Origin of the sequence: Bartonella sp. DGB1, from assembly GCF_041345015.1 — a bacterium.
In the GTDB taxonomy this organism is placed as follows: domain Bacteria; phylum Pseudomonadota; class Alphaproteobacteria; order Rhizobiales; family Rhizobiaceae; genus DGB1.
On sequence record NZ_CP166769.1, the window covers coordinates 1 to 23,184 of the forward strand.

A 23,184-nucleotide genomic window follows, 5' to 3' on the forward strand; every position below is an offset into this window, starting at 1 on the left:
TTAGGCACAATACTACTGCTAACAACATTAGCGTGCTTTATTGCACTTATCAGTTGGAGTATTAATGACCAAAGTTTAAGCCATACAGGCTATAGTCAAACCAAAAATTTAATGGGGCACGCAGGAGCAATATTTGCTGATATGTTAATCCAAACTTTTGGAATAACAGCTATATTTTTTCTTTTCCCTTTCTTATTTTGGAGTATATCATTATTAAACCTAAATTTTATTAATAGACCCCTCTTACGTTTATTATGTATTTTTATCTTTATTAGCTGCTGGAGTGCTGCCGCTAGCATGTTGCCAGTAATAAAAAATTACCCTCTTTCTACTTCAATGGGTGGACTCTGGGGCGATATACTTACAAAACATTTACATAATTACCTCCATTTATCAACTAGTAAAATCTATCTAATAGTTATAAATTTATTATTATTCAGCTTAGGCCTAATCTTAGCTCTTTTTGCTAGCCAAATTATTGGTAAAAATTTATTCGCTAAACGTAAGAAAACAGATTATCAATATATGAATAATAATTTACCATATATAGATAATGATAAAATATTACCACTAGGTGAACATATTTTAGGCTGGTGTAGCCACCATATTTTAAGATTAAAATATCTTATCAAAAAAGTTTTTTCTAAACAAAAGAATCAACCAATTACTAAAGATACTTTTAATTCTATATTAGAAGAAAAATCTGCTGTTACTCCTCCTAAACCAGCTGCAATAAAAAATAACTCTATAGAAAAAGCTAAAAAAAATATTGATAAACATGGTTTTCAATTACCATCAATAGAATTTTTATCAGCTGCAAAAATTTTATCAAAACAAGAAGATAACTCTAAAGAAAAATTACGCCAAAATGCAGAAATGCTAAAAAACATCCTAGAAGATTTTGGCGTAAAAGGTGAAATTATAAATGTAAGACCTGGCCCCGTAGTAACTTTATATGAATTAGAACCAGCTGCAGGAGTAAAATCTTCACGGGTAGTTGGTCTAGCAGATGATATAGCTCGTTCCATGAGTGCGATATCTGCACGTGTAGCGGTTGTATCTGGTAGAAATGTTATAGGTATAGAATTACCTAATGCACGCCGCGAAACAGTTTTCCTTAGAGATATGTTTGAAAAAATTGAGTTTCAAGAAAATACTGCAAAACTACCATTAGCACTAGGAAAAACTATAGATGGTGACTCTATATGTGCCGACTTGGCGAAAATGCCGCACTTATTAGTTGCAGGAACTACCGGTTCAGGTAAATCTGTTGCTATAAACACTATGATCTTATCCTTATTATATAAATTACCACCGTCACAATGTCGCATGATAATGGTAGATCCAAAAATGTTAGAATTATCTGTTTACGAAGGTATTCCACATTTATTAACTCCTGTAGTTACCGATCCTAAAAAAGCTATCGTAGCATTAAAGTGGGCGGTAAGAGAAATGGAAGAACGCTATCGTAAAATGGCAAAAGTAAATGTAAGAAATATTGATGGATTTAATCAAAGAGTTGAAACGGCTATTGAAAAAGGAGAAACTTTAAGCAGGACGATTCAAACAGGATTTGACCAACAATCCGGAGAAGCTCTTTATGAAACTGAATCAATAAAATTAGAAAAACTACCATATATTGTAATTATAATTGATGAAATGGCTGACTTAATGATGGTAGCAGGTAAAGAAATAGAAATTACTGTACAAAGATTAGCACAAATGGCACGTGCAGCTGGTATTCATGTAATTATGGCTACTCAACGTCCTTCTGTAGATGTAATTACCGGTACAATTAAAGCAAATTTCCCTACTAGAATTTCATTTCAAGTAACATCTAAAATTGATAGTAGAACTATATTAGGAGAACAAGGAGCAGAACAATTACTAGGACAAGGTGACATGTTATTTATGATGGGTGGTGGTAAAATACAACGAATTCATGGACCATTTGTAGGTGATAATGAAGTAGAACAGATTGTTAACTTCTTGAAAAATCAAGCCGTGCCTGAATATCTGGAAGAAATAACCACTGAAGAAAATACAGAAGATGAAGCTGTATTTAATAATGGTGCTTTCGGCGCAACTACAACTGAAAAAAGCCTATACGATAAAGCTGTGGAAATTGTAGCCCGCGATCAAAAAGCTTCAACTTCTTATATTCAACGTCGTCTATCTATTGGTTATAACAGAGCTGCCTCTATAATAGAACAAATGGAAGAAAATGGTATTATAAGTCCTGCAAATCATGCTGGTAAAAGAGAAATTTATATAACTAAACAGGAATATCAATAATGATTGCAAAAAAAAATATCATTTTTAAGATATTAATCTTAATATTTTGTTGCTTAGCCGCGCCTAATGTTTATGCTCTTTCGGATAATGATAAAAAAATAATTAACCAAATATCTAAAAAATTTTCTGAAACAAAAACAATGACAGGAAAATTTGTGCAATTTAATGCAGATGGTTCCAAAAATAAAGGTATTTTCTATCTTAAACGTCCAGGTCTGTCATTATTTTCTTATGAAGATGTACCCTTTAAAATGCTCAGCGATGGAAATATAGTTTATACTCATAATGAACAATTAGATAGCTGGACACAACATGATTTAAGTAAAACCCCATTAGCACTTATTACTAAAAATAACGTAGATTTTCTAAATAGTGGAGTAGAAAAATTAGTATATGAAGGTGATTATATTATTTTACTTTCTACACTACAGAGTTTTTTAGGGGATTCTTCTATACAATTAGCATTTAATAAAAATAGCTTACAATTAACTCAATGGACCTTAGTTGATCCAAATAGCAATACCACAATAATGGTATTATATGATGTAAAAAAGAATATCAATATTCCTCAAGCAATCTTTACTTTTACCCCAAAATAGAATAATGTTAACGCAAATTTCCTTCCACTTCCTAAAAAGTAACTTTTAATGAGTCTTTCTATAGTATCTTGGAATATAAACTCCATTCGATTTCGGCTAAATTTAGTTAATAATTTTATATTGGAGGCTAATCCGGATATAATTTGTTTACAAGAAATAAAATGCGAAAATAAAAATTTTCCATATGATTTTTTTAAAACAAGAGGTTATTCATATATGGCGATAGATGGACAAAAATCCTATCATGGAGTAGCTATTCTATCTAAATATCCTTTTAAATTACATAAAATAAATAAATTCTGTAACTTGAATGATTGTAGACATATAGCTGTTCTTTTGTCTTTTAATTCAATAAACCTATGGATAAATAATTTATATGTACCAGCTGGCGGTGACGAACCAAATCCTAACACCAATCCTAAATTTGCTCATAAATTAGCGTTCTTAGAAGAAATAAAACAATTCAAATCTAAACAACAAGGAGATTATCATCTTTTATTAGGTGACTTTAATATAGCTCCGTTAGAACAAGATGTTTGGGATCATAAAAAATTATTAAAAGTGGTTAGTCACACTCCAATAGAAACAGAATTATTAACAACTATTTACCAGCAAGGTAACTGGTATGACCTAATAAGAGATAAATTAGGGCAAGATACTAAATTATTTTCTTGGTGGAGCTACAGATCCCCTAACTGGGAAAAAGCTGATAAAGGCAGAAGATTAGACCATATTTGGGGTGCTAAAGAATTAAAAGACAAAATTACCACAGCAAAAATATGGAAATCTTATCGTAACCATGAAAAGCCTTCTGACCATGTACCAGTAGAAATAAAATTAAAACTTAATGCTCTTTAATTAAATAATTTTTTATTCGTAACTGACTTAAGATAGTATAATGGCTAGTTATTAACACAATAAGTAAGATTGTTATATAAGTTAGAAAAAAATGTAAATAAATATAATTATTAGCAAAAAAACCTAATTTAAACCACTTACTTAGCGCAAATAAAACTAATAACGCCGCACTACTGCCCCATGCAATACCTTGTATAGCTACCCAAATAAAATAATAATTAAATTGTTGCGCTATAAAATTAGCTTGCGCACCAATAAAATATAATACTTCTACAACATGTTCATTTGCTCCTAGTGCTGCTTTAGTAGCAAAAATAATTGCAATAATACAAATAGTTAAAACTAATAATAACAAGAAGGAGCAAAAATAAAGGATTTTTTTAGCAATAGATACTATCTGACCAAACCAAGGTTTATGATCATCAACTAATATATTAGGTATTGCTTTCAATAATTCTTGTTGCAGCAAAGAATAATTTGGTGGATCAGCTGGATTAACTGATAAAAGCAATAGCCGCGGTACTGGCATTTTTTCTAGATTGCTAAGTACACCGAACCATGGTTTTAACAATGAAAGACTTTCTTCCTGTGGTAATAAAGTTACCGATAACACTTTAGGAAAAACACTAGCTATTTTTTGCGCTTTTTCAGCCCTAGCTTGTAACTCTAACTGAGATTTATGAATATCAGAAAAAAAATTACTATCTGGTCTTAATATAATTGTTGCCTCAGACATTAAAGACCCCTGCCATTTAAATAATACATTATTAATTAAATTAACAGAACCTATAGTAATAAAAGCTAGAAATGTCATTAAAGCAATTAAGAAAACTAAAGAGCTTCCAACAACAGTGTCTTTATGAACAATTCCTATTAATTTTTTTTCGCTCCCCCAAAATATATTTTTAAGCAATAAGAACGGTATTAATAGCTTATTGAATATTGTCATTAACAGTAAGCCTTCCATCTTTTAAAATTAAATGTCGACCTGATACTTGTTGCATTAAGTTATTATCATGAGTTGCAAAAACTATTGCTGTACCTAAACGATTAAGTTCTATCAATAATAACAATAATCTACGCGCTAAATGTGGATCTACATTTCCTGTAGGTTCATCAGCTAATAATATTTCTGGTTTTGTTATCACTGCACGTGCTATTGCTACACGTTGTTTCTCTCCACCAGAAAGTACCGGAGGATAAACATTAATATATTTACCTAAACCTATCCATTGTAAAAGTTCTATAATTTCTGATTTAAATTGTATTTCTTCTCTTTGAGCAATTCTTAAAGGTAAAGCAACATTATCATAAATTGTTAAGTGATCTAAAAGTCTAAAATCTTGAAAAACTATACCTATCCTACGCCTTAATTTAGCTAATTCAGATTGATCTAACAATGCAATATCTTGACCAAATATATTGATAATACCTCTGGTAGGGCGCAAAGCTTGAAACATTAACCGCAATAAAGTAGTTTTACCTGCTCCAGATTGACCAGTTAAAAACTGAAAGGAACCTTCTGCAATATGCAAATTAATATCGCTAAGAATTTCATTCCCTAAACCATATTTTATACCAACATTTCTAAAATAGATCAAATTTTACCTCATAAATCTCATCTTAATATATATATTTATCAGATAAAAATCTTAAAATAGAATTTTATTTCTTGTTAAACACAAAAATAAAGCACTGTTACAGTGCTTTATTTTTAATTAACATTCATTCACTATAACTTATTATTCAGCCGCGTTATTATTAGCTTCTGCTTCAGCTGCTAAACGCTCCTCTTCAGCCTGTTTAGCTAAAGCAATACGTTCCATAGCTTTTTGTCCTGGTTTTGCTTTAATTGGATTATTACGTGGTTTTGTTTCTCTGATTCCAGCGTCACTTAAAAAACGTGCAACGCGATCTGTAGGTTGTGCACCATTAGCTAACCAATAACCAATACGTTCCTTTTCTAATACTACTCTTTCAGCATCTTTAGGTAACATAGGATTCCAAAATCCTAACCTTTCAATAAAACGTCCATCACGAGGTGCACGAACATCAGCAACCACAATATGATAGTAAGGACGTTTTTTTGATCCTGCTCTAGATAAACGAATTTTTAATGACATAATATGCTCCTTAATAAATAATTTAATTAATGTTTCTTCTTATCACCAATAAAATTAGATAACTTATTAAGATCAGGGAAAGACCCATCGCCTAATAACGAATTATTATTACCTAATTTATCGGGTAAATTTTTCAATTTTGCTATTTTTTGTAATTCCGCTAAATCCGGTAAATTACCTCCTGCAGGTGGCATTTTCATTTTACTGCCAAAGCCGCCTAGCATTTTTTGTAACCCCCAGCCCCCTTTGCCTTTTTTCATCATTTTCATCATATCGCTCATTTGGCGATGCATCTTTAATAATTTATTAATTTCGGCGGTAGAAACAGCTGACCCCTTGGAAATTCTTATTTTACGACTATGCTTTAATATTTCGGGGTTTTCTCTTTCATATTTAGTCATAGAATCTATAGCTGCTAAAAATGATTTTATAGCCTTATCATTCATACCCATAGGATTTTTAGCACCCATACCTGGAATTAAACCCGCTATAGCTCCTAAACCACCCATTCTTTGCATTTGTTTTAACTGCTGCGCAAAATCATTTAAATCAAATTTACCTTCACGCATTTTTTGTGCCATTAAGGCATTTTTTTCTTCATCAATAGTCTGAGCAGCTTTTTCCACTAATGCAACCACATCGCCCATTCCAAGAATGCGATTAGCCATCTGTTGCGGTCTAAAAATATCTATATCAGCTATTTTTTCTCCAACAGCAACAGCCTTAACAGGTTTACCAGTAACATGACGCATAGATAACGCTGCACCACCACGTCCATCACCGTCCATCCTGGTTAGAATAATACCGCTAATAGCTAATTTTTCATCAAAAGTCTTAGCAAAAGTTACCGCATCTTGCCCCATCAAACTATCTGCTACTAGTAATATTTCATGCGGTTGTGCAATATCTTTAATTTCTACGGTTTCTTCCATTAATAATTCATCTATATGGCTTCTACCAGCGGTATCTAATATTAATAAATCATAGCCACCTAAACGTGCAGCTGACAAAGCTCTTTTAGTAATTTCTAACGGTGATTGATTTGCAATGATGGGCAAACTATCAATAGAATTTTGTTGCCCTAATTGCAATAACTGCTCTTGTGCTGCTGGTCTTCTAGTATCTAAAGAAGCCATTAACACCTTTTTTTTATCTTGTTTTTGAAAACGATAAGCTAACTTTGCTGTAGTAGTGGTTTTACCAGCTCCTTGTAAACCAACCATCATATAGACTAAAGGCGGGGCAGCTTTAGTGTTAAAATCGCTTGTTTCATCTCCTAATAGTTTAACTAATTCCTCATGAACTAATTTAACTATCATTTGACCAGGTTTTATGGATCTTATTAACTCCACGCCAACCAATTTTGTCTCTAACTCACTAATAAAGCTACGAACTACCTCTAAAGCTACATCAGCTTCAAGTAACGCTCTACGTATTTCACGTAAAGTTACAGATATATCTTTTTGAGTTAAAACTCCTCTAGAAGTTAAATTTTTAAAAATCCCAGTAAGCCGACCTGATAATGTTTCAAACATATTACTTCCTAATTAAGTAGCAAACAAAACAAAAAGCACTCGAGAACGTAATACGTTGTCGAATGTTAACCGCCAGCCCCCTTATCCTAATGGTAGCAACGACTGGTGAGTTTATCTAATAATAAATTACTTAAGATAACAGTGAAACCTTAGAACAATAAAAAAACTTTGTCAAGTTTTTCTTAATTACTAGTTGTATTATAACAAAAAAAATCACCATTTGATCGATTCAACAACCAAAGCTGTCCATTTTCTATATCAAACCAAGCTCCATGTAAGGCTAACGATCCATCTTCTTCTTTAGCACGAATCCAAGGAAATGTTCTTAAATTTGCTAAGGAATAACGTATAGAGATACGCTCTAACAAACGTTTTTTTTGATCTTCATCTAAATGAGTTATATTAGATACCTCTTCTGTTGCACCTTGCAATAACTTCATCCAACCACCAATAAAGTCACTATCTGATAAGGGTGTAGAACCTAGTTCTAATGCAGCAGCTACTCCACCACAACGTGCATGTCCTAATACAACTATATGTTTAACACCTAATTTTTGCACAGCAAATTCTAAGGCCGCTGAAGTTCCATGATATTGACTATCTGGCTGGAAAGGAGGAACTTGATTAGCAATATTACGCAGCACAAATATCTCACCTGGATAGCTATTAAAAATGGTCTCAGGAGCAGCTCGAGAATCACAGCAACAAATAATCAATACTTTAGCTTTTTGACCACCTTTAGCTAATTTTTTATAATAAGATTTTTTTTCATTAAAATTAGTTTGAATAAAATATTTATAACCATTTAATAAAGAAGCGGGAAAATCCATGGTAACACCTTAAATAATTTCCTTGTTTTAATTATTTTTGGGGTGAATGTCAATTTTTATATAATCAACAATATCTTCTTCATTTTCTAAACAATCATCTGAAATATCTATATAATCTCGAGCCGAATTAACACATTGATGAATCGTATCATATGAACCAGAAATAAGATGATGCCAATCATATAGATTTTTACCCTCTTTTATTAAAACATAAGCACAAGTTTTAGGCAACCATTTAGCTTGTTCGACTACTTCGGGCGTAAGAGTAACACAATCAGGAACATAATTTTTTCTATCACTATAAGAACTACACTTACAGTGATGTTTATCCAATAATTTACAAGCTACTCCGGTTAAATAAAATTTACCAGTATCCTCATCTTCTACAGAATGCAAACAACATAGTCCACAGCGATCACAAAGTTTCTCCCATTCCTCACTTGAAAACTCATCAAGCTTCTTCCCTGACCAAAAATTTTTATTATATGACATATCATAACCTTAATTATTAATCACTAATGTGATATAATATTACAACGAAAAAGTTATACACCATAAAAAATAAATAAAATATAGCCAATTCAGAAATAATTTAGTAAATATTACTTAGGGAATATTAAATATTAAACTGAGAAACTGAGGATTTCAAGCATGCTAACAAATATAAATCCACATCAAGCATCAGAAGTAACTTTAACAAAAAATATCTGTAGTAATTCTAAAGAATTAACAGACTTTACTAATATGTTTTTTGCTTGGGTTTCTGAAAGCGACTTAGACTATTATGATACAGCAAGTAAGAATAAAGCAGCTAAGATAGCCTTTGAAACTTTGTTGCAATATCAGGGGTGCGAACCATTTATTAACATAGACGAAAGTATTTCACAAAAAAATGGGCGGCCATTAACTGTGTTAACAATAATCAATGACAACAAACCATTTCTTGTTGATACAATAATAGGTCAAATTAACAAATTAAAATTATCCCTACAACTCATTGCTCACCCCGTATTTAATATAACCAAAATTGGCTCAGACACTATAAAAATTCATTCTAAAACAACGAAACAAGAAGATCAAAAACAATTAAGTGTGGTTCAAATACATTTATCTAAATTAAATGAAGATATACAAAAAAAATTATTATCAGCATTAGATAAATCATTAAAACAAGCAATTGTCGCAGTAAGAGACTGGCGACCTATGGTTAATGAAATTAATAAAATTATCACTGACTATAACAAGCCTCTAGAAAACCAGAATTTTGAAGATAGACTACAAGTAGTTAATTTACTCCATTGGTTAGTTAATGACAATTTTGTTATTTTAGGACTAAGAGAATATAGATACAATAAAAATGCCCTCGATAAAATGTATCTATATCCAAAAGGAGTACAATTAGGAATATTACAAGATGAAACAATCCTAATATTAAAAAATAACACTGAAGATGAAACACCTGCAGAGATATTATCTTTTATGCAAAGTGATTCATTATTTATAGTAACAAAAGCAAATGCTAGATCACAAGTACATCGTCAGACTTGGTTAGATTATATTGGTGTAAAATTATTTGACAAAGATGGTCAATTATATGGAGAAATGCGTATAATAGGATTATTCAGAGCAAATGCTTACACTAATTCAATTTTCTCTATACCTCACCTTAAGTCAAAAGCTCAAGAAGTGATTAAATCGCTAGGTTTTGGTCATTCAGATTATTCTGGTAAAGCGATAATTAATATATTAGAAACTTACCCGAGAGAATTATTATTTAGAATCTCTGAAAAAGACCTTACAAGACATATTAAATATATATTAGAATTAAAAGAAAGACCTAAAACAAAAGTATTAGTTAGTGATGACGAATTTGGGCGCTTTGTATCGATTTTAATCTATATACCTAGAGATCTAGTAAATTTTGGAATTCAACAAAAAATAACCAATTTTTTAACTGAAACATTCCAATCAAATGCCTATGAATTTAGTCCTTTATTCTTAGAAAATTCGCTTACTTATTTAAATTATACTATCTATAGTAAAGGACAAAATACTTTACCAAAAATTGATAGAGACCAATTAGAGCTGAATATTAAAAAAATAGCTACCCCTTGGTCAGAATCCATTGAAGAAATCACGTTCAATAACCCGGCTATCAATGGAGAAGTAGCAGCTATTGCTAAAAATTTTTCACAAGCATATAAAGATCAATTTTCAGCGAATGAAGCTGTAATAGATGCACAACATATTTTAACTCTTACAAAAGAAAAACCTTTATCTGTTCGCTTTAATGCTTATAAAAACGAAGATGAAAATCATTTTAATATAAAGTTATACCATAAAAAAAATGCATTAGCACTTTCTGCTAGAGTTCCTATCTTAGAACGCATGGGTTTTAAAGTAATATCAGAACAAACATTTGCGTTAACGAATAATGATGGAGTAAAAACATATATCCATGATATGTTAATAAGACCAGCTAACAACGACTTAATACAAATAAATGAATTAAGTGGGTTATTAGAAGATAGTTTTTACCAAATTTGGGTTGGTAACGTTGATAATGATTATTATAATAGTCTAATTGTAACCGCAAAACTAGACTGGCAACAAATTGTAGTTTTACGTGCCTACGGCAGTTACTTACAACAAATAGGAATAAGTTATTCTCAAGATTTTATCGCTAATAGTTTAAACAATAATCCTAACTTAAGTCGTGCAATATATCAGTTATTTAATTTACGTTTTAATCCGCAATTTGCAAAACAAAAAGTTAATAACGATATAAAAGAGCTAACTAACAAAATTGAACTAATGTTACAAGACGTTCAAAGTTTAGATGAAGATACTATCTTCCGCCGTTATTTATGTTTAGTGTTAGCGACAATTAGAACCAATGCTTTTCAAAATTTACCTGTTTGTCAATTACCTGAGGCATTAGCTTTTAAGTTTAAACCTAGTAAAATTGAATTTTTACCACGTCCACGTCCATATAGAGAAATTTTCGTATATAGTACTGCGGTTGAAGGGGTACATTTACGCTTTGGCCCTGTAGCCCGTGGTGGAATAAGATGGTCAGATAGAGCTCAAGATTACCGTACTGAAATTTTAGGATTAGTAAAAGCACAACAAGTTAAAAATGCTGTTATCGTACCCCTTGGCTCTAAAGGCGGTTTCTATCCGAAAAAACTACCTAATGTAACTGACAGATCTATTATAAATCAAGCGGGCAGAGAAGCATATATAACTTATATAACTGCTCTATTATCTGTCACCGATAATATTGTTAATCAGCAAGTAGTTACGCCTAAAAATGTAATAAAATATGATAAGAATGATCCTTATTTTGTCTTAGCTGCAGATAAAGGTACTGCTACTTTTTCTGATACTGCAAATTCTGTAAGCCAGAAATATAATTTCTGGTTAGATGATGCTTTTGCATCTGGAGGATCTGCTGGTTATGATCATAAAAAAATGGGCATTACAGCAAAAGGAGCCTGGGAAGCTGTTAAGAGACATTTCCGTGAAATGGATTATGATATTCAAACACAGCCATTCACCGTAGTAGGTGTTGGAGATATGTCTGGAGATGTTTTTGGAAATGGTATGCTACTATCACCAAAAATACGTTTAATTGCTGCTTTTGACCATAGAGATATTTTCCTTGATCCAAATCCAGATGAATCTGTAAGCTTTGAAGAAAGAAAAAGATTATTCCAGCTACCAAGATCAAGTTGGCAAGATTATGACACAAGTAAATTATCTGCCGGTGGTGGTATCTATTCTAGATCAGCTAAAACTATAACTTTATCTAAAGAAGCTGCAAAAGCTATTGGATTTGATAAATTACAAGCTACTCCACTAGAAATAATCAAAGCTATATTAAAAGCACCTGCTGATTTATTATGGTTTGGTGGTATTGGCACATATGTTAGAGGATCTAATGAAAGTGATTTACAAGTAGGAGATCACGCAAATGATCTCATTAGAATAACCGGAAAAGAGGTAAAAGCAAAAGTTATTGGTGAAGGCGCCAATCTAGGAGTAACACCTCTTGGAAGGATAGAATTTTGCCTTAATAAAGGGCATTGTAATTCTGATGCGATAGATAATTCAGCTGGTGTTAATTGTTCTGATGTGGAAGTCAATATAAAAATCGCATTCGCTCAAGCATTAGCAGAAAATAAAATAACTCGTGAAGAAAGAAATAAATTATTAGAGTCAATGACTGATGAAGTCAGTGAGAAAGTTCTACTTAACAATTATGAACAAACCCTTAGTTTATCATTAGAGCAAAAAAAGGGCTTAACTGAGACTGTATATCAGGATCGCTTTATGACATATCTAGAAACTAGAGGGCTACTTGATAGAAATATTGAAACTCTACCTAATAGCCAAGAAATAGAGGAAAGAATTCAAAAGAAAATCCCGTTAACAAGACCTGAACTAGCTATTATAATGGCATATGCAAAAAATACCCTAACTGAGGATTTAACTAAAGGAGATTTAATTAATGATCCTTACTTAAAGACAACTCTATTGAATTATTTCCCGGTAAAAATGCAGGAAAATTACTCTCAACAATTGGAGCAACATCAATTAAGACAAAATATAATCGCTATGATTTTATCTAATGATATTATTAATCGTCTCGGTGCTGCTGCTATTTATAAACTGCAGGAAACATTCAGTGCGTCAGTAGATGATATTTTAAAAGCTTATATTATTGCTAGAGATGGTTTTGATTTTATTACTCTTTATCAAGAAATAAATGCTTTAGATAATAAAATATCTGGGGTAACACAAAATGAACTTTATTCATTATTAGCGAACAGTTTAACAAAAGTTACCTGTTGGTTATTGAGGCATACTAACAATATGTCAATGTTGGAAGAACAGATTAAAGATATTCAAAATATTAATGATATTTTAAGAAAAAAATTAAAAATCATTGTACCACAAAATATTTTAGAAGGTTTAGCTAAAAAAGAAAATGCCTATAAAACTATAGGACTTAGCGAAACATTAAGCTTTCACTTAGCTTATTTAGGTGTTATACCAATCATACCGGATATAATGTTAATAGCTAAAAGAGCAAATGTTGATATTGAAACAGCTACAAAAAATTATTTTATTTTAGCTGATATCATGGGCAAAAATAATCTTGAAAACACTAGCTTTAACATTAGTCGATCAGATTATTATGATAATATAGCTTTAAACAGAGCAAATGACACTATAGCAGAAGCATTTAGAAATATTTTAGTAGCGGTAATTTGTAACTTTTCTCAATCTGATGATCCAGTAAATATGTGGTATAATCAAGATAAAGAGAAAATTAGAACTATGCAGAAAAAAGTAAAAGATTTACTTTTAAGGAATCTAACTGTTTCTCGATTTACTGTCGCTGCTTATATAATAGCTGATTTTGCTACATCACTTGATCTGCAAAATAATAATTAACTATTAATCTAACCAACTAGGGATATACTCGTTATCAATCATCTGATCCACTGTCCAGACTGGGCGAATAACATCGTATATCCCTCCTTGAACTAAGATCTCTGCAATAATATTACGACTATTATAACTATTACTCATACAAGCTCCATAAGCTCCTGTAGTAGAAATAACAAGTTTATCACCTGTATTCAGAATAGGTAGTTTACGCGATAAAGCAAGATAATCGCCGGTTTCACAAACTGGTCCAACTATATCCGTTAAATATTCATTAGAATCTATTACAGATCTATCGACTATATTAACTTCATGATAAGCCTCATATAAAGTAGGACGCATCAAATCATTCATTCCTGCATCTACTATCAAAAAGTTTTTTGCTAATCCTTTTTTGCAAAAAATTACTGAAGTAACTAATATACCGCTATTAGCGACTAAATATCTACCTGGTTCACAAATTATCGGTAGTTCCAATGAAGCAAAATATTTTTTTATTAACTCAGCATAATCTTCCACTGATAAAATCTCACTATTGGAATCATATGGTATACCTAGCCCCCCTCCAACATCGATATGAGACAATCTTATATTTTGCGCTTGTAACTTTTTGATAAAATCATACATTACCGCAAAAGCACAAGCAAAAGGTTCTGCTTGTGTTATTTGACTACCTATATGCATAGTTATGCCAACTATTTCTAAATGACAATGGTCTGCAGCCCAAAGATATAACTCATAAGCTTCATCTAAGGGGATTCCGAATTTATTCTCTGATTTACCAGTAGATATTTTACTATGAGTTTTAGCATCAATATCAGGATTTATTCTGATAGATATTGGCGCTTTTTTATTTAATAACTCGGCCCTTTTAGCAATTTGAATTAACTCTGCTCTAGATTCTACATTAAATGATCTTATATTATTTAATAAAGCAAAATCTATTTCTTCTATTTGTTTACCTACACCAGAAAATACTATTTTTTCTGCTGGAATATTAGCTTTTAATGCTCTTTTTAACTCGCCAATAGATACAATATCAGCCCCACAAGATTGACGCTGTAATAAGGATAAAATAGCCATACTAGGATTAGCCTTAATGGCATAGGCTATAGTTACGTTTAAATCTTTAACAGCATTGGCAAATCTATTATAATTGTCTATAATAGCGGAACTAGAATAACAATAAAATGGGGTCTTAATTTTATTAGCTATATTCGTTATGCTAATATCTTCAACATATAATTTATTATCTATATATTTAAAATAACTCATAATTTGCCCTGCTTAAAATAAAGTGATATATTTCTTATCTTATTCTTATATTAATTACAATCAGTAAGGAGTTAAAATCATGCTATTAAAGACAATAAATATCTTAATAAAGATTTTACTATTTACGACTTTAGCTTTTTACTTTAATCATCCTGTAGTAGCACAACAAAAATTATCACTACAAACTAAACAACAACAACTAATATCATACTCTGTTCCAAAATCTTTATCAAATATTATAATATTTGATAAACCATTGGATATAAGCCACGTATCTTTTACTGATACAAAAAAACAATTTTTTATAAAAGATTTTCAAAATGACGTGGTTGTAATGTATGCATGGGCTAGTTTTTGTGGTCATTGCAAAAAATCCATGCCAAAATTAAATGATTTACAAAAAAGAATACAGGATGAAAATATTAAAATTATTGCTCTTAATGTAGATTCAAAAGGACCTAAAAGAGCCTTAAAATTTGTTAATAGTTTAGAAGATATGTTGATAGAATTTTACTATATAAATAATAACAGTTTAACCAACTTTGCTTATGAACACGCAAATGCCTTTACAATACTTGGAGTGCCTTTTATCTTCATAATAAATAAAAAAAGCGAAGCTGTAGCCTTAATCATAGGTACAATTAACTTAGATAGTCCAGAGATTATAACTTTTCTAAAAAATATAAAAAAAATCTATAAATAATCTATCTTTTATCTTTATTATATTTAAAAACTGAAATAAGAGCTGAGTTAAATTCAGCTCCATAAATGAAAATAAGTCCCATAAGATATAAAAATATCATTACTATCACTATCGATGCTAAACCAGCATAAGTAGAAAAATAATTAGCTAAATTTTTTAAATATAAAATAAAACAATAAGAACCTATTCCCCATAAAATAAAACTTACAATTATTCCTGGTATTATTTGTAATAATTTTAACGATTGGTTAGGTAGAAAAATATGACTAAATAATATACCTAAAATTAACGATAACAGCGCTAGCGTAGATTTATTACTATTTAAATATTGTAAAACAACAGATCCAGACAAATAAAAGTCTGAACAAGGCATTATAATAAATAACAAACTAAAAAATACTAAAAATAACGAAAAAATTACAATAAATAAAATATGTTGTACACGTAAAAACAACCAACTTCTAGTCTCAATTAAACCATAGGCTCTATTTAAAGCAACTCTCAAAGCATCTACACCACTAGCTGCAAAATATAAAGTAGCTAAAATTGATAATGTTAAAATACTACTCTCTGGCTTGCTCAAAACCTTGTAAATTTCTTGTGAAATAGGAGCTGTTATTTCTTGTGGTCCATTATCAAAAATCAAGCCAACAATGAATTGAGATAGATTTTCAGCACCTACAATCCACGAGATACTACTCGCAAGAGAAGTGACAAATATTAAAAAAGGAAATAATGCTAATAAACAAGAAAAAGCTAAATGACTTGCATAAACAAATCCTTCATCTTCCAGAAAGTTAATGATTGAAAGCCTAAAAACTTTAAATAATTTTTTGAAAAATTCTAGCATAGGCTCTCAAACTATCAAATAATTATATACCCCTATTAAGGGAGATATAATTATTACATATGTATAGGTTTTGAAAAGGCAGCAAGGGCTGCTTCTCTTACTGCTTCAGACATAGTTGGATGTGCATGACAAACGCGAGCAAGATCTTCTGCAGAGCCACTAAATTCCATTAAAACTGCTAGTTCATGTATCATTTCACCTGCATTATAGCCTAAAATATGACCACCTAATACTTTGTCACTTTTAGCATCAGTTAAAATCTTAACAAAACCATCTGTATGTAACATAGCTCTTGCTCTACCATTAGCAATAAAAGAAAATTTACCTACTTTATATTCTATTCCAGCAGATTTAAGCTCTTCTTCACTTTTACCTACAGTAGCAACTTCAGGATAAGTATATATTACACTAGGAATAACATCATAATTAACATGTCCTGCCTGACCGGCAATTTTTTCAACTACAGCAATTGCTTCATCTTCTGCTTTATGAGCTAACATAGGACCTTTTACTACGTCACCAATAGCATAAACACCAGCTATATTGGTTTCCCAATGTTCATTAATCTGAATAAAACCGCGTTCATCACAAAGAATCCCAGCTTCAGCTAATCCTAAATTTGCTGTATATGGGCGTCGTCCAGTAGAAACTAGAACTACATCAGCAGAAATAACTTCAGCATCACCACCCTTTACAGATTCAAAGGTAACATTGACTTTTTTACCATCTTTCTGCACGTCGGTAACTTTTGCACCAAGATTAAAACTAAAACCTTGTTTTTCCATCATACGTTGAAAATTTTTAGCTATTTCTTTATCAATTCCTGCTAATAGACGATCTTGATATTCAACTACAGTCACTTGGCTACCTAATCTTGCCCAGACAGAGCCTAACTCTAAGCCAATTACACCGCCACCTATAACTATTAAAGAATCTGGTATCTGAGATAAAGATAAAGCTCCAGTAGAAGTAACAATATTTTTTTCATCAAATTCAACTTTTACACCTGGTAAAGGCATAACCTCTGAACCAGTTGCAATTATTATATTTTTAGTCTCTAATTGCTGTTTTTTACCTTCAGTATCGGTTAATTCTACTATACCAGCAGAAATAATACGACCTGTAGCTCTAAAACTATCAACTTTATTTTTTTTAAATAAGAAAGAAATACCTGAAGTATTAGCATCAATTACAGATTGCTTATGCTTCATCATTTTTTCTAAATTAACTTTTACTTGTTTAACTTCTATTCCCAAATCATCAAAATTCTGTTGCGCCTCTTCGAACATCTCAGAAGCATGCAATAAAGCTTTTGAAGGAATACAACCAACATTTAAACAAGTACCACCAAAAGTAGTGTTTTTTTCTACTATAGCAACTTTAAATCCTAATTGTGCCGCTTTTATAGCTGCCACATAACCACCAGGTCCACTGCCTATAACTATAACATCATATGACATATCTATCTCCTTTTATAAATCTAACACAAGACGCTCTGGATCTTCTAAACTCTCTTTTACTCTCACTAAGAAAGTAACAGCCTCTTGTCCGTCAACGATACGGTGATCATATGATAAAGCTAAATACATCATTGGTCTAATAACAATCTGCCCATTCATTACTACAGGACGTTCTTGAATTTTATGCATACCAAGGATACCAGATTGAGGAGCATTTAAAATAGGAGTTGACATCAACGAACCATATACACCACCATTAGATATCGTAAAGCTACCACCTTGCATATCTGCCATAGATAATTTACCATCTCTCGCAGCTCTACCTAAGCGACCTATTTCTTTTTCTATCTCAGCTATAGACATTTGATCTGCATTGCGTACTACAGGAACAACCAAACCTTTTTCAGTTCCAACAGCAACACCAATATGAGCAAAATTCTTATAGATTATATCTGTTCCATCTATTTCGGCATTAACGGCTGGTATTTCATTTAAAGCATGGCAAACAGCACGAGTGAAAAAGCCCATAAAACCAAGTTTTACACCGTGTTTTTTTTCAAAAATATCTTTATATTTTTTACGTAAATTCATAACAGCAGACATATCAACTTCATTAAAAGTAGTTAACATAGCCGCCGTATTTTGAGCCTCTTTCAAACGTCTCGCGATTGTCTGACGTAATTTTGTCATTCTAACACGCTCTTCACGTATATTATCTTCTTGTGGAGGAGATACACGTTCTGGAGCTGCAGCAGTAGTAGGAGGAGCTGAGTGAACATTAGCTAATGAGGATAAAATATCACCTTTTAAAATCTGCCCTCTTTTACCAGAACCAGAAATTTGATTTTGATCAAGATTATTTTCTACCATAAGTTTTTTAGCAGCAGGAGAGGGTGACATAATCTCACTAGATGATGCGGTTGCGACTGCAGGCTCAGGAACAGTTTCTTTGACAATATTAGCTGCATCAGCTTGACTTGATTCACCTTCGGCAACAACAGCTAACAAAGCACCTACAGCTACTGTATCACCTTCATTTAAAGCTAGAGACTGCAAAACTCCAGAAACAGGAGATGGAACTTCAACTGTTACTTTATCGGTTTCCAATTCGACGATTGGTTCATCAATATTTATAAAATCCCCTACTTTTTTAAAATATTTGCCAATTGTAGCTTCAGTAACAGATTCGCCTAACGCAGGAACTTTAATTTCTATTGTCATATTTTTTTCTCTCAACCTAACTATTTAATTTCTAATGCATCTTGAAGATATTCGGCTAATTGCTCTAAATGTTTAGATAAGAAACCCGTAGCAGTAGATGCAGCTGCAGCACGACCAGTATAACTAATGAAAGGTTTTTTCATACCGATATGTGCTAATATTTCATCAATATATGGTTTTACAAAAGTCCAAGCCCCCATATTTTTAGGCTCTTCTTGACACCAAAAGATTTCAGCTTCTGAAAAACGAGAAAGAATCGCCTCTAACATTAAACTCGGAAAAGGATAAAGCTGTTCTATTCTTAACAAATACACATTATCTATCCCTCTTTTTTCTCTTTCTTCATACAAGTCATAATATACTTTCCCGCTACAAATTACAACTCTTCTTATTTGAGTATCTTTGACAAGTTTAATCTTACTATTTGTAGAAGATTGAGCATCATCTAACAAAATTCGTTGAAATTGATTATCTGTAGCCATGTCAATTAAAGAAGATACAGCGCGTTTATGACGTAACAAGGACTTAGGCGTCATTAAAATTAAAGGCTTACGAAAATCTCTTATCATTTGTCTACGTAAAATATGAAAATAATTAGCTGGTGTAGTACAATTAGCAACCTGCATATTACCTTCTGCACATAATTGTAAATAACGCTCTAATCTTGCAGAAGAATGTTCTGGCCCTTGCCCTTCATATCCATGTGGTAACAAACAGACCAAGCCTGACATTCTTAACCATTTGGTTTCAGCAGAAGAAATAAATTGATCAAAAATAACTTGTGCGCCATTAGCAAAATCACCAAATTGCGCTTCCCATAAGGTTAGAACTTTAGGTGCTGATAAAGAATAACCATATTCATAACCTAAAACGGCTTCTTCTGAGAGTAAAGAGTTAATAGCTTGATAAGTTATATTATCAGTAGATAAATTATTTAAAGGAACATAGCGAGAATTATTAACTTGATCATAAAGAACTGAATGACGTTGACTAAAAGTACCACGTTCAACATCTTGCCCAGATAAACGAACTGAATAGCCCTCCGTTAATAACGAACCAAAGGCTAAAGCCTCTGCTGTTGCCCAATCAATATTTTCACCTGACTCCACCGCTTTCCGACGTGCGTCTAGAAATCTTTGTACTGTACGATGAACAGAAAAATCACTTGGTACTTCTGTTAATTGTAAAGCTATCTCTTTTAATTTTTTTAAAGCTACTCCAGTATTAACAAAATTATATTCATCCTTACTATCAGCAACTCTAAGACCTTTCCAAGCCCCTTCTAACATATCTATTGTATTAGGAACATAAGTCTCAGCTTTTTCAAATTCATCATCTAAATATTTTCGCCAAGCTTTTTTAGCTGCATCTGCCTCTTCAGCGGTTATTACGCCTTCAGAAACTAATTTTTCACTATATATTTTCAATACAGACTTATGACTACGAATAGTTTTATACATCAACGGCTGAGTAAAATTTGGCTCGTCCATCTCATTATGTCCAAAACGACGATAACAATAAATATCTAAAACAATAGGACGTTTAAAATGCATCCTATATTCTATCGCCAATCTTACACAACGAATTACAGATTCCACATCATCCCCATTCACATGCAAGACAGGAGCTTCTATCATTTTTACAACATCAGAAGAATAAGTAGAAGAACGAGAATAATTAGGGTTAGTAGTAAAGCCTATTTGATTATTAATAATGATATGTACTGATCCTGCAACTGTATAACCACTCAGATTAGATAAAGCCATAATTTCAGCAACCACACCTTGACCCGCAAAAGCAGCATCACCGTGCAATAAAACTGGTAATATACATTCTCTACCGGGCAATGGTTCTATTCCATTACACATATGCGTTAAACATTTGTCTTGTTTTGCTCTAGCTTTTCCTAAAATAACCGGGTTAACAATTTCCAAATGTGAAGGATTCGCAGATAAAGAAACATGTACTTTCTTACCATTATACTCTAAATCAGCAGATGCCCCTAAATGATATTTAACATCGCCAGAACCAGCTATATTATCAGGGGTACAAGATCCACCTTTAAATTCATAAAAAATATTATGTGGAGGTTTTTTAATAATTTGCGATAAAACATTTAAACGCCCCCTATGCGCCATTCCTATCACAAATTCTGATATCCCTAAAGAGGATCCATATGTCATTAAATATTCTAACGCAGAAACTACTACTTCCCCACCATCTAAACCGAATCGTTTAGCACCTTTATATTTAACATCTAAGAATAATTCAAAGCCTTCAGCTTCAACTAATTTTTGGAATAATTGTTTTTTATCTTCAACGGTTAATTGGTAATGATTATTTTCAATTGCTGTTATCAACCAAGATAACTGTTGTGCATCAGTTACTGGAGCGTAATCATACCCTATAGAACTACAGTAAATTTCTTTTAATTTTTGTTCAATAGTAATTAATGGTAATTTTTTAAAACCAAGAAAACCATCAACAAAAACCTCTTTTTTAATATCATCTTCAGTGAAACCAAAATTTTCCAAGGATAAATCAACTTTAGGTTCAGGAGTATATAAATCCAACGGATCTATTTTAGCCAACATATGTCCACGCGTTCTATAAGCATGGATAAGCATTTTAGCTTTTAAAGCTAAACTAACAGCAGCGGCTAGCTCAGCTTCATTAATATTACTATCCTTTGATATATTATGTTGTAATTTTTTTTCAACTTTACTCCAATTGCCATCAATAGCAGCTGTCATATCGTCAAAAACTTGCTGAAAGCTATCGGATCTACCCCAAGTTGCGCCTCTAGCATTTCTTTTCACATCAATATCATTATCCTGCAAGCCACTGAAAAACTCTCTCCACTTAGCTTCAACTGATTCAGGATTAATCTTATATTGAGCGTAAAGTTGATCTATATAACTAGCGTTACTACCATATAAAAATGAAGTTTCGTTAAATATATCATTTGCTTTATCCTGTCGGGACATCATACAACTCGGAAATATTCCGCCTCTAAATTAGCCACATTAATTATACATCAATTTAATGCTGGGGTAAATATTACCCCAACATTAATTATCCTTTTAATAAATCAACCAAAGTTTTCCCTAGCTGAGCAGGAGAAGGAGAAATTATTATACCAGCAGATTCCATTGCCGCTATTTTATCTTCTGCACCACCTTTGCCTCCAGAAACAACGGCACCAGCATGACCCATTGTTCTACCTTCAGGAGCAGTACGTCCAGCTATGAAACCTACAACTGGTTTAGATCTACCTTTTTTAGCTTCATCCTTTAAGAATTGTGCAGCATCTTCTTCAGCTGAACCACCAATCTCACCAATCATAATTATAGATTTAGTTTCATCATCTGCTAAGAACATTTCCAATACATCTATAAATTCAGTTCCTTTAACTGGATCACCACCAATACCAACTGCGGTTGTTTGTCCTAAATTTTCGTTAGAAGTTTGGAAAACAGCTTCATAAGTTAAAGTACCAGAACGAGAAACAACACCAACAGAACCTTTTTTAAAGATTGACGCAGGCATAATACCAATTTTACATTCTTCAGGAGTTAAAACACCAGGACAATTAGGACCTATTAAACGCGATTTTGATTTAATTAAACGCTCTTTAACACGAACCATATCCATTACAGGTATACCCTCTGTAATACATACTATCAACCCTATTTCAGCTTCAATTGCTTCTAGAATAGCGGCAGCAGCACCAGCAGGAGGAACATAAATAACAGAAGCATCGGCACCAGTGCGCTCTTTTCCTTCTGCTACAGAAGAAAATATTGGCAATTTTACACCATCACAGCTCTCCCATTCTTCACCACCTTTACTAGGATGAATACCACCAACCATTTTGGTACCATAATAAGCAAGTGCTTGTTCAGTGTGAAAAGTACCTGTTTTACCGGTTAAACCTTGAACAAGAACTTTTGTATCCTTATTAACTAAAATAGACAT

The 23,184-nt window shown here is 32.1% G+C and carries 16 protein-coding genes and 1 pseudogene; 5 read left to right on the forward strand and 12 right to left on the reverse strand.

The genetic code is table 11. The features are described from left to right. Positions 1-783: 783 nt before the first annotated feature. From AB6T46_RS00005 to AB6T46_RS00015, 3 genes and pseudogenes are all read left to right on the forward strand, one after another. Positions 784-2,295: pseudogene (locus AB6T46_RS00005) on the forward strand (DNA translocase FtsK); the annotation flags it as partial. Continuing rightward, complete coding sequence (locus tag AB6T46_RS00010) at positions 2,295-2,894, forward strand: outer membrane lipoprotein carrier protein LolA (RefSeq protein WP_370931412.1); 600 nt, start codon at positions 2,295-2,297, stop codon at positions 2,892-2,894. The pseudogene AB6T46_RS00005 and the gene AB6T46_RS00010, both read left to right, overlap by 1 nt. A 48-nt stretch (positions 2,895-2,942) precedes the next feature. After that, the gene (locus tag AB6T46_RS00015) at positions 2,943-3,752 is read left to right on the forward strand and encodes an exodeoxyribonuclease III (RefSeq protein ID WP_370931413.1); all 810 of its coding nucleotides are present in this window, start codon (positions 2,943-2,945) and stop codon (positions 3,750-3,752) included. Here AB6T46_RS00015 and AB6T46_RS00020 read toward each other — a convergent pair. The 6 genes from AB6T46_RS00020 to AB6T46_RS00045 form a co-directional block, all read right to left on the reverse strand. Continuing rightward, positions 3,739-4,701, reverse strand: a complete 963-nt coding sequence (locus AB6T46_RS00020; protein ID WP_370931414.1) for a cell division protein FtsX — start codon at positions 4,699-4,701, stop codon at positions 3,739-3,741. The genes AB6T46_RS00015 and AB6T46_RS00020 overlap by 14 nt on opposite strands. After that, a complete protein-coding gene (ftsE, locus tag AB6T46_RS00025) occupies positions 4,685-5,353 on the reverse strand; it encodes a cell division ATP-binding protein FtsE (protein WP_370931415.1) in 669 nt (222 codons plus the stop codon). The genes AB6T46_RS00020 and ftsE overlap by 17 nt, the downstream gene beginning before the upstream one ends. 141 nt (positions 5,354-5,494) lie before the next feature. Beyond that, positions 5,495-5,875 carry a 30S ribosomal protein S16 gene (rpsP, locus tag AB6T46_RS00030; RefSeq protein WP_370931416.1) on the reverse strand — a complete coding sequence of 127 codons (381 nt, stop codon included), beginning with the start codon at positions 5,873-5,875 and terminating at the stop codon, positions 5,495-5,497. A gap of 26 nt (positions 5,876-5,901) precedes the next feature. Then, the gene (gene ffh / locus AB6T46_RS00035; protein ID WP_370931417.1) at positions 5,902-7,410 is read right to left on the reverse strand and encodes a signal recognition particle protein; all 1,509 of its coding nucleotides are present in this window, start codon (positions 7,408-7,410) and stop codon (positions 5,902-5,904) included. A 182-nt stretch (positions 7,411-7,592) separates the two neighbouring features. Beyond that, positions 7,593-8,240: a carbonic anhydrase gene (locus AB6T46_RS00040; RefSeq protein ID WP_370931418.1), complete on the reverse strand. Its 648-nt coding sequence runs from the start codon at positions 8,238-8,240 to the stop codon at positions 7,593-7,595. Positions 8,241-8,267: 27 nt separating this feature from the next. Further along, positions 8,268-8,732, reverse strand: a complete 465-nt coding sequence (locus tag AB6T46_RS00045) for a YcgN family cysteine cluster protein (RefSeq protein WP_370931419.1) — start codon at positions 8,730-8,732, stop codon at positions 8,268-8,270. A 159-nt stretch (positions 8,733-8,891) separates the two neighbouring features. On the opposite strand from AB6T46_RS00045, the gene AB6T46_RS00050 reads away from it, so the two are divergent. Beyond that, a complete protein-coding gene (locus AB6T46_RS00050) occupies positions 8,892-13,703 on the forward strand; it encodes an NAD-glutamate dehydrogenase (protein WP_370931420.1) in 4,812 nt (1,603 codons plus the stop codon). A gap of 3 nt (positions 13,704-13,706) precedes the next feature. Here the strand turns inward: AB6T46_RS00050 and lysA are convergent, their stop codons facing one another. Then, complete coding sequence (gene lysA, locus AB6T46_RS00055) at positions 13,707-14,972, reverse strand: diaminopimelate decarboxylase (protein WP_370931421.1); 1,266 nt, start codon at positions 14,970-14,972, stop codon at positions 13,707-13,709. A 79-nt stretch (positions 14,973-15,051) separates the two neighbouring features. Here lysA and AB6T46_RS00060 point away from each other — a divergent pair, with 79 nt between their 5' ends. Continuing rightward, a complete protein-coding gene (locus AB6T46_RS00060) occupies positions 15,052-15,675 on the forward strand; it encodes a TlpA disulfide reductase family protein (RefSeq protein ID WP_370931422.1) in 624 nt (207 codons plus the stop codon). Position 15,676: 1 nt separating this feature from the next. Here the strand turns inward: AB6T46_RS00060 and AB6T46_RS00065 are convergent, their stop codons facing one another. The 5 genes from AB6T46_RS00065 to sucD form a co-directional block, all read right to left on the reverse strand. After that, positions 15,677-16,525: a YihY/virulence factor BrkB family protein gene (locus AB6T46_RS00065; RefSeq protein ID WP_370931423.1), complete on the reverse strand. Its 849-nt coding sequence runs from the start codon at positions 16,523-16,525 to the stop codon at positions 15,677-15,679. 53 nt (positions 16,526-16,578) lie between these two features. Further along, positions 16,579-17,985, reverse strand: a complete 1,407-nt coding sequence (gene lpdA / locus AB6T46_RS00070) for a dihydrolipoyl dehydrogenase (RefSeq protein ID WP_370931424.1) — start codon at positions 17,983-17,985, stop codon at positions 16,579-16,581. A gap of 12 nt (positions 17,986-17,997) precedes the next feature. Continuing rightward, positions 17,998-19,206, reverse strand: a complete 1,209-nt coding sequence (gene odhB, locus AB6T46_RS00075; RefSeq protein ID WP_370931425.1) for a 2-oxoglutarate dehydrogenase complex dihydrolipoyllysine-residue succinyltransferase — start codon at positions 19,204-19,206, stop codon at positions 17,998-18,000. A gap of 20 nt (positions 19,207-19,226) precedes the next feature. After that, positions 19,227-22,193 (reverse strand): 2-oxoglutarate dehydrogenase E1 component, encoded by a 2,967-nt coding sequence (locus AB6T46_RS00080; protein ID WP_370931426.1) that lies wholly within the window; start codon positions 22,191-22,193, stop codon positions 19,227-19,229. An 88-nt stretch (positions 22,194-22,281) separates the two neighbouring features. Then, entirely contained in the window at positions 22,282-23,184 is a 903-nt protein-coding gene (sucD, locus tag AB6T46_RS00085) for a succinate--CoA ligase subunit alpha (RefSeq protein ID WP_370931427.1), read from the reverse strand.

Coding starts and splice junctions, on each gene's coding strand:
- AB6T46_RS00010 (WP_370931412.1), top strand. CDS start 2,295: ATGATTGCAAAAAAAAATATCATTTTTAAGATATTAATCTTAATATTT.
- AB6T46_RS00015 (WP_370931413.1), top strand. CDS start 2,943: ATGAGTCTTTCTATAGTATCTTGGAATATAAACTCCATTCGATTTCGG.
- AB6T46_RS00020 (WP_370931414.1), bottom strand. CDS start 4,701: ATGACAATATTCAATAAGCTATTAATACCGTTCTTATTGCTTAAAAAT.
- rpsP (WP_370931416.1), bottom strand. CDS start 5,875: ATGTCATTAAAAATTCGTTTATCTAGAGCAGGATCAAAAAAACGTCCT.
- ffh (WP_370931417.1), bottom strand. CDS start 7,410: ATGTTTGAAACATTATCAGGTCGGCTTACTGGGATTTTTAAAAATTTA.
- AB6T46_RS00040 (WP_370931418.1), bottom strand. CDS start 8,240: ATGGATTTTCCCGCTTCTTTATTAAATGGTTATAAATATTTTATTCAA.
- AB6T46_RS00045 (WP_370931419.1), bottom strand. CDS start 8,732: ATGTCATATAATAAAAATTTTTGGTCAGGGAAGAAGCTTGATGAGTTT.
- AB6T46_RS00050 (WP_370931420.1), top strand. CDS start 8,892: ATGCTAACAAATATAAATCCACATCAAGCATCAGAAGTAACTTTAACA.
- lysA (WP_370931421.1), bottom strand. CDS start 14,972: ATGAGTTATTTTAAATATATAGATAATAAATTATATGTTGAAGATATT.
- AB6T46_RS00060 (WP_370931422.1), top strand. CDS start 15,052: ATGCTATTAAAGACAATAAATATCTTAATAAAGATTTTACTATTTACG.
- AB6T46_RS00065 (WP_370931423.1), bottom strand. CDS start 16,525: ATGCTAGAATTTTTCAAAAAATTATTTAAAGTTTTTAGGCTTTCAATC.
- lpdA (WP_370931424.1), bottom strand. CDS start 17,985: ATGTCATATGATGTTATAGTTATAGGCAGTGGACCTGGTGGTTATGTG.
- odhB (WP_370931425.1), bottom strand. CDS start 19,206: ATGACAATAGAAATTAAAGTTCCTGCGTTAGGCGAATCTGTTACTGAA.
- AB6T46_RS00080 (WP_370931426.1), bottom strand. CDS start 22,193: ATGTCCCGACAGGATAAAGCAAATGATATATTTAACGAAACTTCATTT.
- sucD (WP_370931427.1), bottom strand. CDS start 23,184: ATGTCTATTTTAGTTAATAAGGATACAAAAGTTCTTGTTCAAGGTTTA.